The organism is Paraburkholderia sp. PREW-6R (assembly GCF_039621805.1).
Classification (GTDB): Bacteria; Pseudomonadota; Gammaproteobacteria; order Burkholderiales; family Burkholderiaceae; genus Paraburkholderia.
In genome coordinates this window covers 647,345-663,180 of record NZ_CP155073.1, presented here as the reverse complement: position 1 = coordinate 663,180, position 15,836 = coordinate 647,345, and the positions used below count along the sequence as shown (strand labels likewise).

The following is a 15,836-nucleotide window of genomic DNA, read 5'->3' as shown; positions in this document are numbered from 1 at the left end:
TCAGGCACGCCCGTAAATGTCCTGGAAGCGGACGATGTCGTCCTCACCCAAATATTCGCCGCTCTGCACTTCGATCATCACAAGGTCGATCACGCCAGGATTTACAAGCCGGTGCTTGTGACCTGCCGGAATGTAGGTCGACTCGTTAGTGGAAATAAAGAGTTCCTGCTCGCCGTTGACGACCTTCGCCATTCCGCTCACGACGATCCAGTGCTCGCTGCGATGGTGATGCATCTGCAAACTCAGGCTGGCGCCCGGCTTGACCTCGATGCGCTTGATCTTGAACCGCTGCCCTTCTTCCAGCACCGTGTAAGTACCCCACGGCCGGTGCACCGTGCGATGCAACCGGTGCGCCTCGTGGCCCTGCGCCTTAAGCGCCGAGTACAGGTGCTTCACGTCCTGTGCACGATTGCGATCGGCAACCAGCAGCGCGTCCGGCGTGTCGATAACGATCAGGTTTTCGACGCCCACTGCGCCGATCAGTCGATCATGGCTGACCAGGTAGCAGTCGCGTACGTCGTGCAGCAGCATATCGCCTTCGATACGGTTGCCGTTGTCGTCCGGCCGGGTCAGCTCGCTGATGGCCGCCCACGAACCCACGTCGCTCCAACCGATTGCGCACGGCACGACAGCGGCTTCGGCGGTTTTCTCCATGATCGCATAGTCGATCGACTCGTCGCGCACCTCGCCGAACAGCTTCGCTTCCAACTCGACTTGAGTCCAACCGGCCGCCTGCGCGGCGCGCGACTGGGCGAGACAAGCTTTGGTCGCGGAGAGAATGTCCGGGGCATGCAGTTCGAACTCGCGCAGAATGGCCTGCGCGGTAAAGCAGAACATGCCCGAGTTCCACAGGAAGTTACCCGACTCGACATACTCGCGCGCCTTGTCCAGCGACGGCTTCTCGACGAAACGCACGACCCGGTGGCCGTCCGCCTCGATATAGCCGTAGCCGGTTTCCGGCGTCTCCGGACGAATGCCGAAGGTGACGATCCTGCCTTTTTTCGCGATGCTTTCGGCCTGCTCGACCGCTGCGGCGAAGGCGGCCTGGTTCGTGATCAAATGGTCGGCGGCCAGCACCAGAAGCACCGACTCGGGACCCTGTGCCTCGGCAACCCGCAACGCCGCAGCCACGACAGCCGCGGCGGTGTTCCGACCGAACGGTTCGAGGATGAACGACGTCGCGCAGTGAGTATGGTTAACTTCGCGGAATTCATCCTCGGTCTTGAAGAACAGCTCGCGATTTGTGACCGTCAGTACCTGCTCGACACCAGGCAGCGTCACCGCCCGCAAGAACGCTTTTTGCAGCAGACTCTCGCCATCGGCAAGACGGATGAACGGCTTTGGGTGCAGTTCACGCGAGACTGGCCACAGTCGTGAACCGGCCCCGCCGCACAAGATAATAGGTATCAGACTCACAAATTTCCCCTAGGTCGATGCAATCCTGCGCCCAATGGTAGGCGAACCATGGACTGCTCCATCCTTCCACGACCGCGCAATCGACGGAAAGTTAAACCGTCATAAAAACTTCAAAGTATTCTACACGCCTGCCTCTGACCGGATTCGTCCCAAGCAGGCAACGGCCGGCGCTAACGTGCAGGGTGCAGCGATGCCGTTCAGGCTTTAGAAAACGCCGGCCGGGAACACATCCGCCTCGGCGAGGCGCTTGCCTGCCGCGTCTTTCGCCGCCATCGAAGGCTCGCCTTCGATGGGCCAGTCGACACCGATGTCGGGGTCGTTCCACAGCAGACTCCGCTCGTGTTCCGGATACCAGTAGTCGGTTGTCTTGTACAAAAACTCGGCAGTGGCGGACGTTACGACAAAGCCGTGTGCAAACCCCTCGGGCACCCACAATTGCCGCCGGTTTTCCGCCGACAACGTTACGCCCATCCATTTGCCGAACGTCGGCGAATCGCGGCGCAGATCGACGGCGACGTCGAACACTTCGCCTGCGACCACGCGCACCAACTTGCCCTGCGGCTGGCGGATCTGATAGTGCAGGCCGCGCAGCACGTTGCGCGACGAGCGCGAATGGTTGTCCTGCACGAAGTCGCGCTTAAGGCCGGTGGCGGCCTCAAAGGCCTTCGCGTTAAAGCTCTCGTAGAAGAACCCGCGTGCGTCGCCATAGACCTTGGGCTCGAGAATCAGCACATCCGGCAGGGCCGTCAGGATTACGTTCAGACTCATCACTGTTCCTATTTGATCGCTTCGGCCACGATACGCTGCAGATACTGGCCGTAGCCGCTCTTGACGAGCGGACGGGCCAGTTCGACGAGCTGGTCGGCGCTAATCCATTTCGAGCGATACGCGATCTCTTCCGGGCAAGCGACCATTAGCCCTTGGCGCTTCTGCAGTGTGGCGATGAAGCTCGACGCTTCCAGTAGGGAGTCGTGCGTGCCGGTGTCGAGCCATGCGTAACCGCGGCCCATGATTTCGACGTCCAACTGGCCCGCTTCCAGATAGCGCTTGTTGACGTCCGTGATTTCCAGTTCGCCGCGCGCCGACGGCTTGATGTCGGCCGCGATGTCGCATACTTGGCTGTCGTAAAAATATAGGCCGGTCACCGCATAGCTCGAACGCGGAGCGGCCGGCTTTTCCTCGATCGACAGCGCGCGGAAATTCATGTCGAATTCAACGACGCCGTAGCGCTCCGGGTCATGCACGTGATAGGCGAACACGGTCGCGCCCGACCCGCGCTGCGACGCGTTATTCAGTTCGAGACCAAGGTCGTGGCCGTGGAAAATGTTGTCGCCGAGAATCAGCGCGGACGGATCACCGGCAATGAAGTCGCGGCCGATCACGAACGCCTGCGCGAGCCCGTCCGGCGAGGCCTGAACGGCATATTGCAGGTTAATGCCCCACTTGCTGCCGTCGCCGAGCATGTCGGCGAAACGCGAAGTGTCTTCTGGCGTCGAGATGATCAAAATGTCTCTGATACCCGCCAGCATCAGCGTCGACAGCGGATAGTAGATCATCGGCTTGTCGTACACCGGCAGAAGCTGCTTCGAGACCGACCGGGTGATCGGGTAAAGCCGCGTGCCAGAGCCGCCGGCCAGAATAATGCCTTTGCGCATGATAGAAGGTTAGGTAAGTAGCTGATCGAGCAAATAGTGCACGCCCTGCTGCCAGTCCGGCAGGTGGATACCGAAAGTCTCGCGCAGATTTGTGGTATCGAGACAAGAGTTGGCGGGCCGCGGCGCAGGCAGCGGATAGTCGCTGGTCCGGATTGCCTCGACGCGCACTGGGTCGACCTTCAACGCGACGCCGCGTCCAGCCGCATAACGCAGCACTTCCGCCGCGTAGCCGTGCCAGCTGGTTTCGCCGCCTGCGGTCAGGTGATAGACGCCGCCGCGCAGGTTGGCCGGGTTCCCGGCGAGCCAGTGACGAGCGATGATCTGCGCGGTCACGTCTGCGATGAGCGAAGCCATGGTTGGCGCGCCGGTTTGATCAGCGATGATGCGCAGGCTGTCACGCTCCTGCGCGAGCCGGAGCATCGTTTTCGCAAAGTTCGCGCCGTGAGCGCCTGCCACCCAGCTTGTGCGGAAGATCAGTGACGACCCGCCCGCCTCGGCAATGGCGCGCTCACCGGCCAGCTTCGTTTCGCCGTACACCGAGAGCGGTCCGACCGCATCGGACTCAACATACGCCCCTTGCTTCGTACCGTCGAAAACGTAGTCGGTCGAATAGTGGACAAGCAGGCTCCCTAGCGCGCGCGCTTCTTCGGCCAGTACGCCGGGTGCGACGCCGTTGACAGCGAGCGCGAGCGCCCGATCGCTCTGCGCCTTGTCCACTCCCGTATAAGCGCCGGCATTGATGATGACATTGGGCCGCAACTCACGTACCAGCGCGCGCAACAGGGTGGGCTGAGACAAATCGCAGCGTGCCCGGTCGAGCGCGACGACACGGCCGAGCGGCGCTAGGCTGCGCCGCAGCTCGAAACCGACCTGTCCGTTCGCTCCAGTGATCAGCAGCGTTGGAGGAGTCGACTTAGAGTGCATATTGTGTCGTCATCCACTTCCGATATTCGCCCGAAGCGACTTCGTCGGACCATGCCTGATTGTCCAGATACCACCGAACCGTTTTCGCAAGACCGGTCTCGAATGTTTCCGCCGGCTTCCAGCCGAGTTCGCGTTCGAGCTTGCGCGCGTCGATCGCATAGCGGCGATCGTGGCCCGGGCGGTCCTTCACATAGGTGATCTGATCACGGTACGAGCCGTCGGCCTTGGGGCGCAACTGGTCGAGCAGATCGCACAGCGTATGCACGACGTCGAGATTCTTCTTCTCGTTCCAGCCGCCGACGTTGTACGTTTCGCCCGGCGTGCCGCGCGCGAGCACTTCACGGATCGCGCTGCAGTGGTCGCCAACATACAACCAGTCGCGCACATTCTGACCGTCGCCATAAACCGGCAGCGGCTTGCCGCCGAGTGCGTTGGCGATCATCAGCGGGATCAGTTTTTCGGGAAACTGGTACGGACCGTAGTTGTTCGAGCAGTTCGTGGTCAGCACCGGCAGCCCATACGTGTGATGGTAGGCGCGAACCAGATGGTCGGAACCCGCCTTGGTGGCCGAGTAAGGGCTGTTCGGCGCGTAGGGCGTGGTTTCGGAGAATTGCGGATCAGTGGCGGACAGCGAGCCGAATACTTCGTCGGTGGACACGTGCAGAAAGCGGAACGCGGCCTTGTCGGCGTCGTTAAGCGAATTCCAGTAGTGGCGGGCGGCTTCGAGCAGCGTGAACGTGCCGACGACGTTCGTCTGCACGAAGTCGGCCGGACCGTGAATCGAACGGTCTACATGGCTTTCGGCGGCGAAGTGCAGCACGGCGCGCGGCTTGTGCTCGGCGAACAACGCGTCCATCGCGGCGCGGTCGCAAATGTCGGCGCGCGCGAAGATGTGCTTCGGGTTGCCCTGCTGCGACTTGAGCGTACCGAGATTGCCCGCGTACGTGAGCTTGTCGACGTTCAACACCGCTTCGTCCGACGCGTTCAGCCAGTCGAGCACGAAATTGGCGCCGATAAAGCCGGCACCGCCCGTTACCAGAATCATGTAAATCCCTTCTAGAGGTTGGCGGCGGTCGCGATCAGGTCGCCGATCCGCTCACCCTGCGTTGTGGTGTCCGATTATTGTCATTGCCGTGGCGCCTGCCCTATACCGCCGGCAGGCGCTTGGACGCCAATCTTATGAATCCCCGATTATAAAGCCGCAACGGGCAAAAACTAGAACCCTAACAACTTGAAACAGCTTGACAATTTCCGTTTCTATTGCGTGCGCCGCGCCGTTCGCTCCGCGAGCGCGGCGCCAAACGAAAGTGCCGCGCTCGCTGGACTACGGCAGTCCGGCGCGTGCGGCACCCTTGATTTGACGAAATAAGGCGTTCAGCCTCGGGGTTCAGGCGGCGAGCATCCAGCGCAGCGTATCCATGAACGGAATCGACTCGACTTTAGGCGCCAGCGAGCGCAGCCTGGCGGGCGAGCCGGCCAGCATCTTCACATCCGTTTGCCTCACGAACGCCGGGTTGATCTGAACCTCGAGTTCATGACCCGTCATGTCGCTGGCTGCCAAAAGAATCTCGCGCAGCGTGTACGGCGTGCCCGTGCAGACATTGACCGTTGCAGCGGTGGCCTCGGAATCGAGCAGCGCTTCGTAGGCGTTCGCCACATAGCGCACGTCGGAGAAATCGCGCGCGACGTCGATGTTGCCAAGCTCGATGGAACGCTCGCGGCGCGCAAAATGCCCGACGATTTTCGGCACCAGGAAGTTCGACGCCTGGCCGCGCCCGGTGTAGTTGAACGGCCGCGCGATCAGAATGGGCAGACGGTCGAACCACGTGTGCACCATCGTTTCCATTGCCGCCTTGCTGGCCGCGTAATGATTGACGGGCGTAAGCGGAAAAGTCTCGTCGATTGCACCGCTTGCCACGTTGCCGTAGACGTTTGCGCTGCTCGCGATCAACAGCTTGCGCGGCGTATGGCCAACCGCCGCGCACGCCTCCAGCAGGTTCAGCGTGCCGATCACGTTGACGCGGTAGAAGTCGAGCGGATCGTCGTGGCCGACGAAACTGATTGCCGCAAGATGCACGATGTAGTCGGGCCGCGCGGTGTCAATGACCCGCCGGCAGGCTTCCGGCGACGTGACGTCGAGCCTGAGCCGTAGAGGGGTCTCCGCTTCATTGCGCCCGACGATGGTTTCGATCACCGTGTGACCCCGCGCCGCCAGGTTTTCGACCAGATAGCGACCGGTAAAACCGCTGGCGCCGGTAATGAGCGTGCGCACCGGTTGCTTTGCATGAGAAGACGACATGCCGGCTCCGTTCACGTAGGTCATCCTGTTGTGGTGCAATAGCGCGGACGAAGCCTGCTTTAAGGCTTGCCGGCCGCTGCCGGCGCCGCGCGTCACGATGGCAGCACTTCAGACGGGCTATTATGTCACGCCAGCATGTTGCGCCGCCGAACGCGGCACACGTTATGCGAACCGCCTGTATCGAACCGCACTCACTTCCCCCGATGACCTCCGCCGCCACGACTTCCCCGCTGTCACCGCCGCTCCCGGCTCCGCTCGCCTTCGGCGATCTGCAGGGTTGCCGCAAGCCGTTCCAGCAACTGCTCGCCAAGGCCGCACCGCCTGCCGATACGCCGCTCTGGTTCGCGGGCGACCTGATCAACCGCGGGTCGGAATCGCTTGCCACGTTGCGTGATGTCATCGCGCTCGGCGAGCGGGCGGTGCCGGTGCTCGGCAATCACGACCTGCATCTGCTGTCGGTATCGGCGGGCATCCGCAAGTCGAAGAAAGGCGACACGATCGAGGAGATTCTCGCCGCGCCTGACGCCGCCGATCTGCTCGAGTGGGTGCGTCACCGCCCGCTCGCGCATTTCGAGAACGGAATGCTGATGGTGCACGCGGGCGTGCTGCCGCAATGGGACGTGAATCTGACGCTGGAACTCGCAGACGAACTGCAGCGCGCACTGCGCGCGCCGAACTGGAAGGAGACGCTTGCCGGTCTCTATGGCAACGAGCCAAACCGTTGGACGCCGAAGCTCAAAGGCATCGACCGCTTGCGCATCACGTGCAGTGCGTTGACGCGTATCCGCTTCTGCCATGCCGACGGCACGATGGATTTCAGCAGCAGCGGCGGTCTGAACGCAGCGCCGGCGGGTTGTATGCCGTGGTTCGACGTGCCATCGCGCAAAACGGCGGACGTCACCGTGATATTCGGTCATTGGGCCGCGCTTGGTCTGACCGTGCGTGACAATCTGATTGGGCTCGACTCGGGCTGTGTGTGGGGCGAAAAGCTCTCCGCCATCCGGCTAACGCAGGACCCCGCCGCGCGTACGCTGACGCAGGTGAATTGCGAGTCGTGCCGCGAACCCGGCGGCAGCGGGAATTAAAGCTCGCCGGCATCCGCCGGTTGTCGGCAAATGATCAGGCCGATTGACCGGGCCGACGATCACCGGGCCGCTTGACCAGCGCGTCGATTTCCAGATTCGCGATTTCTGGCGAGTCCGCCCGCTCCACCAATATTGCGCCGGCGCGTGCGGTGCCGCCCTGCAGCTCCCGCAACGCCGCACCGATCACCGCTTCGGCTTGCGCGGCCAGCGCGCGGCGGTCCGCGCCCGGCGCGAGCGGCGCGCCCACATACACGTGCGCGGTCAACGGGCCGCGATTTAACAGCATGTTCAACGAATCGGCCAGTGACAGGTCGTCGATATAGGCCGGTGCGGTCGACTGCCGGCCGCTTGCGTCCTCGTACATGATGCAAAGCGGCTGAACCGGCGCTGACGCCGACACGGCGGCCTGAAACATGTTCGCGTGAAACGGCAGCAGTGCGAGTCCATTGGACGTGGTGCCCTCGGGAAACACGCACATCAGCTCGCCGGCGCTCAGGCGCGCAGAGAGTTCATGCATGATGCGCTTCGCGTCGCTGCGTTTCTCGCGCTGGATGAACACCGTGTCCAGCTGCTGCGCGAGCCAGCCGACCACCGGCCATTGCCGGATCTCCGCTTTGGAGACGAACGGCGTGGGCCGCCACGCATTGATCACGTAGATGTCGATCCACGAAATGTGATTGGCCACCACCAGCGCGCCGCGGTCGAGCCGCGCGCCGTCGTTATGCACGACGAGGCGCAGGCCGCACAGCCGCAGCATTTTCAGCGACCATTCGCGATTCAGCGTGCGGCGCACGTCGGCGCTAGCGTGGGGAAAGCGCGTGGCGACGATCCACATGCCATGCAGCAGATGAGCAACGAGCCGGGCCTTGCGTAACGCGAGCTTCATGGTCGGATCATTCCGTGACTGGCCAAAGGCGCGCAGTTAGCGCTGTTCGAACGCGAGATGACCGGACACGATGGTCGCCCGCACCCGCGCCGGCAGCTCGTAGCCGAGGAACGGCGTGTTGTGCCCCTGGCTCTTCAGCGCGCGCGGCTCGACACGCCAATGCACGTTGCGATCGAACACGCAGAGATCGGCGACGCCGCCCACCGCAATGCGACCTGCTCCGTCCAGGTTCAGCACATTGGCCGGCGACGTGGTGATGCGGTTCAACGCGCTCGCGAGCGGCATGCGCGCTTCGTCGGCCCATTTCACCGTCAACGACAGAAACAGTTCGAGCCCCGTTGCGCCCGGCGTGGCTTCGGCGAACGGCAGCAGCTTTTCGTCGTCGTCCACCGGCGTGTGGTCGGAACAGATCGCGTCGATGGTGCCGTCGGCGAGGCCCGCGCGAATCGCTTCGCGATCGCGCTGTTGACGCAGCGGCGGATCGAGCCGGAACTGCGCGTCGAAATAGCCGATGTCGAGGTCGATCAGATGCACGTGGTTCACGGTGACGTCGCAGGAGACCGGCAAGCCCTCGGCCTTGGCCGCCCGCATCAACTCGATGCCCGCCGCCGACGACACATGCGACAGGTGCACGCGCGCGCCGGTCACGCGGACCAGTTCGAAAATCGTATGCAGCGCGATGGTTTCCGCCGACACCGGCACGCGCGACAGCCCGAGCCGCGACGCCAGCGCGCCACTCGCGGCCACGCCGCCTTTGCCGAGATACGCGTCCACGGGACGCAGCCACACGGTAAAACCATACGTCTTCGCGTACTGCAACGCGCGCATCAGGACCTGCGTGTCGACCACCGGCACATCCGCCTGCGAAAAGCCGATGCACCCTGCTTCGGTCAGCTCGACCATTTCGGTGATGACCTGGCCTTTCAGACCGACGGTCAACGCGCCGAGCGGATAGACATGCGCCTGGTTCAGATTGCGCGCGCGGAACTTGAGCATCTCGACGAGGCCGGGTTCGTCGAGCGTCGGATCGGTGTCGGGCGGGCATACGAGACTCGTCACGCCACCCGCGAGCGCCGCGGCCATTTCCGATTCGAGCGTGGCCTTATGTTCGTAGCCCGGCTCACGCAGACGCGCGGACAGATCGACCAGACCGGGCGCGACGAACAGCCCTTTCGCGTCGAGCGTTTTTTCCGCGTGGAAGTCAGCGGGCGCGGTGCCGATGGCGGCGATCTTGCCCGCCGCGATAAAAATGTCCTGCTTCTGTTCGGTACCCGCTGCCGGGTCGATCAGCGTGCCGCCTTCAATATGAATCTTCATGCGCTGCCTTTGTGTTCAGCCAGGTTCCGCGTGATGTGCGGGTTGTGTCCTGTGCGTCTGTACGTTTGTGCGTCTATACGTTCTTTGCGTCCTGCCGGGTGAACGGCAAGCTCAGTCGTGATTGCCGGCAACAATGCCCATCACGGCCATGCGCACCGCGATGCCGAACGTCACCTGATTCAGGATGACGGATTGCGGCCCGTCGGCGACCTGCGAATCGATCTCCACGCCGCGATTCATCGGGCCCGGGTGCATCACGATGGCGTCGGGCGCGGCAAGCGCGAGGCGCTCGGGCGTCAACCCCCAACTCTTGAAATACTCCTGCGCCGAAGGCAGCAATGCGCCGCTCATGCGCTCGTTCTGTAGACGCAGCATGATGATGACGTCCACGTCCCGAATGCCTTCTTCGAGATTGTGGAACACGCGCACGCCCATCTGTTCGAGGCCGCCCGGCAGCAGCGTGCGCGGGCCGACCGCGCGCACTTCCGGCACGCCGAGCGTGGTGAGCGCGTGAATGTCGGAGCGCGCAACGCGCGAATGCAGAATGTCGCCGACGATCGCCACCCGCAGCCCGGTGAAATCTTTCTTGTAATGACGGATCGTGTACATGTCGAGCAGCCCCTGCGTGGGGTGCGCATGGCGGCCGTCGCCGGCATTGATCACGTGCACGTGCGGCGCGCAGTGCTGCGCAATCAGATACGGCGCGCCGCTCGACGCGTGGCGCACCACGAACATGTCCGCGTGCATGGCCGACAGATTGTTGATGGTGTCGAGCAGCGATTCGCCCTTGCTCGTGGACGACGCGTTGATATTCAGATTCAGCACGTCCGCCGACAGACGGGTCGCCGCGATTTCGAAGGTCGTACGCGTGCGCGTCGAATTCTCGAAGAACAGGTTGAACACCGATTTGCCGCGCAACAGCGGCACTTTCTTCACCTCACGATCGGTCACGCTGACGAACTGTTCGGCGGTATCGAGAATGTGATTGACGATCGACTTCGGCAAGCCCTCGATCGACAGAAGATGTTTGAGCTCGCCGTTTTTCGTGAGCTGCGGGTTGCCCTTCAGGAAGCCATAGCGAAAGCGCTCGGTGGCGCTGTCGGCGGAATCCGTGGGAGCTTGAGTGGCGGTGTTCATGGCGTACCTGCTTCAGAAACGGGCTTCAACGTGATCGGTGTCGATGCGTGCTGCGTGTGAGGGACTTCGGTGCGGCGTGGGGGCGACCGGTCCGCGAGTTGGGCGATGCGGGTGCATTGCGCATGGGTGAGCGCGCATTCGGGCTCGCGCCTCGTTCAATCGACGCGCGCCTCGGTATGAAAAGTGAAACGCGGACTGCCCTCGGCGCCGCCCTCGTCACGGGCAAGCACGAGCGTCGCGTCGGCGGACACGTCCACCGCGCCGCCGACAAAACGCGCCGCCACCGGCAACTCGCGGCCGCCACGATCGGCCAGCACGGCCAGCTCGACCGCGGCCGGGCGGCCGTAGTCGTACAGTTCATTGAGCGCGGCGCGAATGGTGCGCCCGGTGTACAGCACGTCGTCGACCAGCACGATATGGCGACCGTCCACCGAAAAAGGCAGCGAAGTCGGGCTTGCCTGCGAATGCAGGCCTTTTTTCGCGTAGTCGTCGCGATGCAGCGCCACGTTCACGACACCGAAGCTTGGCAGCTTCAGGTCGCGCGCAAGGCGTTCGGCAAGCCATACGCCGCCGCTATAGATGCCGGCGAGCACCGGCCGTTCGGCGCGATCCGGCCCGGCGCCGAGCTGGTCGCCATAGGCCGCGCGAATCTGGTCGAGCAACGCGCAATATAGCGCTTCGGCGTCAATGGAACTCATGATCGTCGGAAAGTCCGTCTAGATATTGCTGGAGGATGATGCTGGCGGCCTCGGCGTCGAGCATGTCGGCGCGGCCGTTGCCGGCGCGAATGCCCGCTTTCGCCTCGACCGACGAATAGCGCTCGTCCACCCATGTCACCGGCAGATTGAAGCGGCCATTCAGCTGATTGCCAAAGCGCGTGGCGAGCCGGGTCATTTCATGCGGAGCGCCATCCGGATGCATGGGCAAGCCGACGATCAGCGCGTCCGGCTTCCATTCGGCGATCAGCTTGCCGACCGCCTCGAAGCGATATTCGCGGCCGCGGTTCGGCACGATGACGAGCGGCCGCGCGCTGCGCGTCAGCGAATTGCCGACCGCGACGCCAATCCGTTTTTCACCATAGTCGAACGCAAGCAGCGTCGCCTCACGTCCGGCTACGAGGCTCATGCGTGGCCCGCCTCGCCCGACAGCATGGACAGCGAAATGCCGAGCAGCGCGAGCGCGGCTTCGAGGCGGTCTTCGGCGGGCACGTCGAAGACGATTTTCGGATCGGCTTCCACCGTGAGCCAGCCGTTCTTCGAAATCTCTTCTTCGAGCTGACCGGCGCCCCAACCCGCATGACCCAGCGTGAGCAGGAAACGCTCCGGCCCGGTGCCGCCGGCGACCGCCTCGAGCACGTCTTTCGACGTGGTCATTTCCAGACCGCCCGGCACGGACATGGACGACGTATAACCGCCGCCGCTTTTCGGTTCGTGCAGCACGAAGCCGCGCTCGGTTTGCACCGGGCCGCCGAAATACACGGGCACATGCAGAAGGGGTTCGATCTCGAGCTTGAGGTCGATGCGATTGAAAAGCGATTGCAGGTCGATGTCGGTCGGCCGGTTGATCACGAGGCCGAGCGCGCCACGCTCGCTGTGATCGCAAAGGTAGACCACCGTTCCCGAGAACGTCGGATCGGCCATGTTGGGCATGGCGATCAGGAACTGGTTGGTCAGATTGATGCGATCGGTACTCTTGGACATAGTTCGGATTTTAGCAAAGACGATGCAGGATGGCGGGCTGTCGGCGTGACCGCGACATGCGCCCTGAAGTGTTCGTTAATGTTCGTTCACGCGTGCCGCAAGTCACCGGCGGCGGATCAGATTGCAGTCTAGTTGCACTCTATCACGCACGCGAGTCGCGGCCACGCTGCAGGCCGGCGGGATGACGCGCCACGCCGGAAATGCGCCAGAGGCTTCGAGCGAGGTGAGGCAACGCATACTCATCGCGCCGCAAGCCGGGCCGGCGTGGCTCGTGCCCCGCGCGTGCCGGTTTTTGCCGGATCTGCCGGGTTGTCCGTCACGGTCCGCCCTGCTCGATCGAGCGCGTGAGCACCGCCAAAGCGTCCCCGCTGACCGGCGGCGCTACGCCCGCGGCAACCTTGTGCAGCGTCGCGCGCAACGCTTCGGCCGACTGCTCCAGTGTGCTCACAGCGGGTGCCTCGACCATGACGTGCGCGCGGACCGCCGGCGCGGAGACGCCCGCATGCGCGCGGCGGCGCCACGCGAGGCCCAGCGCGTCGGCGAGCAACGCTGCGTGCCCGAGGCCAAGCGCGCATGCGGCGGCGCCCAGCCGGTAGGCCGCGTCGCTGGCTTGCAGCGCCTCGCCCGGGTCGGCCTTTTCAGGCTGTTCCGCTGCGCGGGCGTGGTCCGTCAGCGCGACAATCGACGCGTCGGCTGTTTGCAGAAAATCCTCGTAGGCGTGCGCGTTGACAGTCAGCACGCCCAGATCGCGCGTCTGCGACGTCAGGTCGGCGCTCACTGCCTGCGCCTGCGCGACGCCAGCTTCCCACAGCATTTCGGATGCCTGCGTTGCGGCCACGTGCCAGTCGACCGTCAGGCCATAGTCGCGCAGCACTTCGACCTGCCCGGCATCTTCCGCAGCGGCGCCGAACAACGCGTAGTCGCGCCAGAGCAGCGCAAGTGTGGCGCGCACCAGCGAGCGCGGCGCGCGCTCGATGCCGCGCGCATGGTCGCCCAGCGCCAGATTGCAGCGGGCATAGAAACGGCGGCCGTCGGCATCGAGCGCAGCACGGCCGCTCACGCGCAATGCCTTCGCGCATGCCTGCGCGAGCCGCCAGAAGTCGTAAGGATCGGGGCCTGCGAGTTCGGCAAGGACGGCGTCGATGTCATCGAGCGCCGCATCGGTGATGGCGCGCACCGCGGTGCGCCCGTTATCGTGCTGCGAGCGCAGTACCGGCAGCAGCGCACGCTCGTAGCGCGCACGCAGAAGGGCCAGTTGATCGGCGGAACGCACCGGCATCGACGCGATCGGGACCGGTCGCGCGGCCAATGCGAGGTCTTCGAACGCGGCACTCGACCCCGGCGTGTGCTCGGATAAATGGATGCACACCGCGCGGTAATGGCTGAATAACAGCGGCGAGCAGGCCAGCTCGCGCAGATTGTGCCGCTCGAGCGCGGCGCGAAAGTCGCGCAATGCCGCTCTGAACGCCGCGCGGGCGTCGCCTGTTCCTGCGGCGTTGCCCGCCGCCAGCGGCGAAAGCCGCACCAGCGCGTCTGCGAAGCGTTGCGCGCTCAGCCAGCCGGCGCTACGCAGCGCGTTCGACGCGCGCAGCAACGCCACCGCACTTTCCTCCTGCTGCTCGAACGCGAGCAGCGCCTCGGCCAGCGCGAGTTCGGCGGTACGGACCGCACCGCCACGCGCGTTGGGCAGGGCTTCAAGGGAATCGGGGACGGAGCTTCGAAGGTTCATGAGCGGGCAAGGGGAGGCTGACGGACGGTCGCGAGGCGCGCCGTACGCTGACTGCCCGGCGAACGCGAACTGGCAACGCACAAAAGACAGACTACCGTTGCGACACACTGAAAGCGAGTACGTTCCGACGCTCCACGATCGGGCCATGCCCTTTGGGCGATTGCGACCGACTGGCGGCGACCGATTGGCGGCGACCGCGGATGGGCGGCCGCTTACGGGCGACTACCGGGTGGCGAACGCTTCGATTCAGACCAGACCGTTCAAATGGCTATCGCGTACGCCAAAGCGCGCGCGCCAAATTGCGCGCTGTCGGGTTACTGCGCAACGCACCACGCGCGCTGCACTATGCTGCCCGTCCAATCTCAGATCTGCACCATCTCGAAGTCTTCTTTGCGCGCGCCACATTCAGGGCAGGTCCAGTTAATGGGAACGTCCTCCCAGCGGGTGCCCGGCGCAATACCTTCGTCCGGCAAACCGGCTTCTTCGTCGTAAATCCAGCCGCAAATCAGGCACATCCAGCTTTGGTATTCCATCTTGTGTCGCGTCAAAGAGTCCATGGAAACGGGAGCCATGATGGTACCGTGTTGCCGACCCAATGCCTAGCAATCAGAAAGGCATGCGGCGCGTGCCGGCCGCTTCCGACGAGGCTTTCCCGCCGTTCCTTTGCGCCTGCTCATGCTTTGCCGGCATCCGCTTGCGCAAGCGGCCGGGCGCCGTCGCACGAAGAATGCGAAAAAACGCCTTCGCGGCGGTTTAGGCCGCATAATTGAGCCGATTGCGCAACCAGCGCGCCAAAAACCGCACCTTTTCGTAAATTTTCATGCCCAGCGACACGCCTCCGATTGTCCTCACCTTCGGCCTATCCGATCCCACTGGCGGCTCCGGCCTGCAAGCCGACCTGATGACCCTCGCCAGCATGGGCTGCCACGGCGTCTCCGTGCTGACGGGTTATACGGTACGCGACTCGGCCACCTGTGACGAAGTCAACGGACTCGACCCGGAAGTGGTCGCGACGCAAGCGCGAATGCTGCTGGAAGACATGCCGATTGCCGCCTTCAAGGTCGGCGCGTGCACCCGGGCTGAAGTGGTGAGCGCAATTGCGGAGGTGGTCGCCGATTACGACGACATCCCCTTAATCCTCGCACCCGACTTCACGCTCGACGACGAACATGTGCTCGCTGCCGACGAACTGCGCGAAGCCATTGCCGACCTGCTTGCCCCGCAAACCACGCTGCTGGTCGCCGACTCCGCCACTCTGCTCGCGCTCGCGCAGCCGGACGGCGACGCCGAGGCGCCGAGCCTCGACGCGGCAATTTCGCACCTGCTGTCGCAAGGCTGCGAATACATTCTGTCGACGGAAACGGGCACTCACCGCCTCGTCAACACGCTTTACAGCGAAGACGGCCAGTTGCGCCAGGACATGTGGGACCGCGGCAGCCACCGGATCATGGGCTTAACCGACACGCTTGGGTCCGCAATTGCCGCATTGCTCGCCAATGGCCAGGAACCGGCCGAAGCGGTGCGCGAGGCTCAGGAGTATCTGTACCAGGCCGTGCGCAGCGCGTTCCGGCCGGGAATGGGCGCGTACATGCCGGATCGCTTCTTCTGGGCCCGCAGTAGCGACGACGAAACGCCGCCCGCCACCGGCAAGGATGCGGCACCGGGCGAAGCGCGTCATTAGACGACCG

General features: G+C 63.9%; 16 protein-coding genes. 2 read left to right on the top strand and 14 right to left on the bottom strand.

All coding sequences use genetic code 11. The features are described from left to right. From AAGS40_RS02945 to AAGS40_RS02920, 6 genes are all read right to left on the bottom strand, one after another. Positions 1–1,416, bottom strand: coding sequence for a mannose-1-phosphate guanylyltransferase/mannose-6-phosphate isomerase (locus AAGS40_RS02945; RefSeq protein ID WP_345813076.1), 1,416 nt, complete (start codon positions 1,414–1,416; stop codon positions 1–3). A 204-nt stretch (positions 1,417–1,620) separates the two neighbouring features. Continuing rightward, a complete protein-coding gene (rfbC, locus tag AAGS40_RS02940) occupies positions 1,621–2,184 on the bottom strand; it encodes a dTDP-4-dehydrorhamnose 3,5-epimerase (RefSeq protein ID WP_345813075.1) in 564 nt (187 codons plus the stop codon). 8 nt (positions 2,185–2,192) lie between these two features. Then, positions 2,193–3,071 (bottom strand): glucose-1-phosphate thymidylyltransferase RfbA, encoded by an 879-nt coding sequence (gene rfbA, locus AAGS40_RS02935; RefSeq protein WP_345813074.1) that lies wholly within the window; start codon positions 3,069–3,071, stop codon positions 2,193–2,195. Between the two features lie 9 nt (positions 3,072–3,080). Further along, the gene (rfbD, locus tag AAGS40_RS02930; RefSeq protein ID WP_345813073.1) at positions 3,081–3,995 is read right to left on the bottom strand and encodes a dTDP-4-dehydrorhamnose reductase; all 915 of its coding nucleotides are present in this window, start codon (positions 3,993–3,995) and stop codon (positions 3,081–3,083) included. Beyond that, on the bottom strand, positions 3,985–5,040 hold the full coding sequence (gene rfbB / locus AAGS40_RS02925) for a dTDP-glucose 4,6-dehydratase (protein ID WP_345813072.1): 1,056 nt from the start codon (positions 5,038–5,040) through the stop codon (positions 3,985–3,987). The genes rfbD and rfbB overlap by 11 nt, the downstream gene beginning before the upstream one ends. A gap of 342 nt (positions 5,041–5,382) precedes the next feature. Then, a complete protein-coding gene (locus AAGS40_RS02920; RefSeq protein ID WP_345813070.1) occupies positions 5,383–6,294 on the bottom strand; it encodes a GDP-mannose 4,6-dehydratase in 912 nt (303 codons plus the stop codon). A 203-nt stretch (positions 6,295–6,497) separates the two neighbouring features. Here AAGS40_RS02920 and AAGS40_RS02915 point away from each other — a divergent pair, with 203 nt between their 5' ends. Beyond that, positions 6,498–7,379, top strand: coding sequence for a symmetrical bis(5'-nucleosyl)-tetraphosphatase (locus AAGS40_RS02915; RefSeq protein WP_345813069.1), 882 nt, complete (start codon positions 6,498–6,500; stop codon positions 7,377–7,379). Between the two features lie 34 nt (positions 7,380–7,413). Here AAGS40_RS02915 and AAGS40_RS02910 read toward each other — a convergent pair whose 3' ends face one another. The 8 genes from AAGS40_RS02910 to AAGS40_RS02875 all read right to left on the bottom strand — a co-directional run bounded on the left by AAGS40_RS02910 (position 7,414) and on the right by AAGS40_RS02875 (position 14,681). Beyond that, entirely contained in the window at positions 7,414–8,265 is an 852-nt protein-coding gene (locus AAGS40_RS02910; protein WP_345813068.1) for a lysophospholipid acyltransferase family protein, read from the bottom strand. 36 nt (positions 8,266–8,301) lie between these two features. Next, on the bottom strand, positions 8,302–9,582 hold the full coding sequence (locus tag AAGS40_RS02905) for a dihydroorotase (RefSeq protein ID WP_345813067.1): 1,281 nt from the start codon (positions 9,580–9,582) through the stop codon (positions 8,302–8,304). A gap of 111 nt (positions 9,583–9,693) precedes the next feature. Next, positions 9,694–10,719, bottom strand: a complete 1,026-nt coding sequence (locus AAGS40_RS02900; protein ID WP_345813066.1) for an aspartate carbamoyltransferase catalytic subunit — start codon at positions 10,717–10,719, stop codon at positions 9,694–9,696. Between the two features lie 155 nt (positions 10,720–10,874). Then, complete coding sequence (pyrR, locus tag AAGS40_RS02895; protein WP_345813065.1) at positions 10,875–11,417, bottom strand: bifunctional pyr operon transcriptional regulator/uracil phosphoribosyltransferase PyrR; 543 nt, start codon at positions 11,415–11,417, stop codon at positions 10,875–10,877. Further along, positions 11,404–11,844 carry a Holliday junction resolvase RuvX gene (gene ruvX / locus AAGS40_RS02890; protein ID WP_345813064.1) on the bottom strand — a complete coding sequence of 147 codons (441 nt, stop codon included), beginning with the start codon at positions 11,842–11,844 and terminating at the stop codon, positions 11,404–11,406. Before ruvX ends, pyrR begins: the two co-directional genes overlap by 14 nt. Then, complete coding sequence (locus AAGS40_RS02885) at positions 11,841–12,419, bottom strand: YqgE/AlgH family protein (RefSeq protein ID WP_345813063.1); 579 nt, start codon at positions 12,417–12,419, stop codon at positions 11,841–11,843. The genes ruvX and AAGS40_RS02885 overlap by 4 nt, the downstream gene beginning before the upstream one ends. A 316-nt stretch (positions 12,420–12,735) precedes the next feature. Continuing rightward, a complete protein-coding gene (locus AAGS40_RS02880) occupies positions 12,736–14,148 on the bottom strand; it encodes a hypothetical protein (RefSeq protein ID WP_345813062.1) in 1,413 nt (470 codons plus the stop codon). A gap of 362 nt (positions 14,149–14,510) precedes the next feature. After that, on the bottom strand, positions 14,511–14,681 hold the full coding sequence (locus AAGS40_RS02875) for a rubredoxin (protein WP_006047743.1): 171 nt from the start codon (positions 14,679–14,681) through the stop codon (positions 14,511–14,513). A gap of 287 nt (positions 14,682–14,968) precedes the next feature. Here AAGS40_RS02875 and AAGS40_RS02870 point away from each other — a divergent pair, with 287 nt between their 5' ends. Beyond that, on the top strand, positions 14,969–15,829 hold the full coding sequence (locus AAGS40_RS02870) for a hydroxymethylpyrimidine/phosphomethylpyrimidine kinase (RefSeq protein ID WP_345813061.1): 861 nt from the start codon (positions 14,969–14,971) through the stop codon (positions 15,827–15,829). Positions 15,830–15,836 lie beyond the last annotated feature (7 nt).

Coding starts and splice junctions, on each gene's coding strand:
- AAGS40_RS02875 (WP_006047743.1), bottom strand. CDS start 14,681: ATGGAATACCAAAGCTGGATGTGCCTGATTTGCGGCTGGATTTACGAC.
- pyrR (WP_345813065.1), bottom strand. CDS start 11,417: ATGAGTTCCATTGACGCCGAAGCGCTATATTGCGCGTTGCTCGACCAG.
- AAGS40_RS02900 (WP_345813066.1), bottom strand. CDS start 10,719: ATGAACACCGCCACTCAAGCTCCCACGGATTCCGCCGACAGCGCCACC.
- ruvX (WP_345813064.1), bottom strand. CDS start 11,844: ATGAGCCTCGTAGCCGGACGTGAGGCGACGCTGCTTGCGTTCGACTAT.
- AAGS40_RS02910 (WP_345813068.1), bottom strand. CDS start 8,265: ATGAAGCTCGCGTTACGCAAGGCCCGGCTCGTTGCTCATCTGCTGCAT.
- AAGS40_RS02920 (WP_345813070.1), bottom strand. CDS start 6,294: ATGTCGTCTTCTCATGCAAAGCAACCGGTGCGCACGCTCATTACCGGC.
- AAGS40_RS02880 (WP_345813062.1), bottom strand. CDS start 14,148: ATGAACCTTCGAAGCTCCGTCCCCGATTCCCTTGAAGCCCTGCCCAAC.
- rfbC (WP_345813075.1), bottom strand. CDS start 2,184: ATGAGTCTGAACGTAATCCTGACGGCCCTGCCGGATGTGCTGATTCTC.
- AAGS40_RS02870 (WP_345813061.1), top strand. CDS start 14,969: ATGCCCAGCGACACGCCTCCGATTGTCCTCACCTTCGGCCTATCCGAT.
- rfbB (WP_345813072.1), bottom strand. CDS start 5,040: ATGATTCTGGTAACGGGCGGTGCCGGCTTTATCGGCGCCAATTTCGTG.
- rfbD (WP_345813073.1), bottom strand. CDS start 3,995: ATGCACTCTAAGTCGACTCCTCCAACGCTGCTGATCACTGGAGCGAAC.
- AAGS40_RS02905 (WP_345813067.1), bottom strand. CDS start 9,582: ATGAAGATTCATATTGAAGGCGGCACGCTGATCGACCCGGCAGCGGGT.
- rfbA (WP_345813074.1), bottom strand. CDS start 3,071: ATGCGCAAAGGCATTATTCTGGCCGGCGGCTCTGGCACGCGGCTTTAC.
- AAGS40_RS02915 (WP_345813069.1), top strand. CDS start 6,498: ATGACCTCCGCCGCCACGACTTCCCCGCTGTCACCGCCGCTCCCGGCT.
- AAGS40_RS02885 (WP_345813063.1), bottom strand. CDS start 12,419: ATGTCCAAGAGTACCGATCGCATCAATCTGACCAACCAGTTCCTGATC.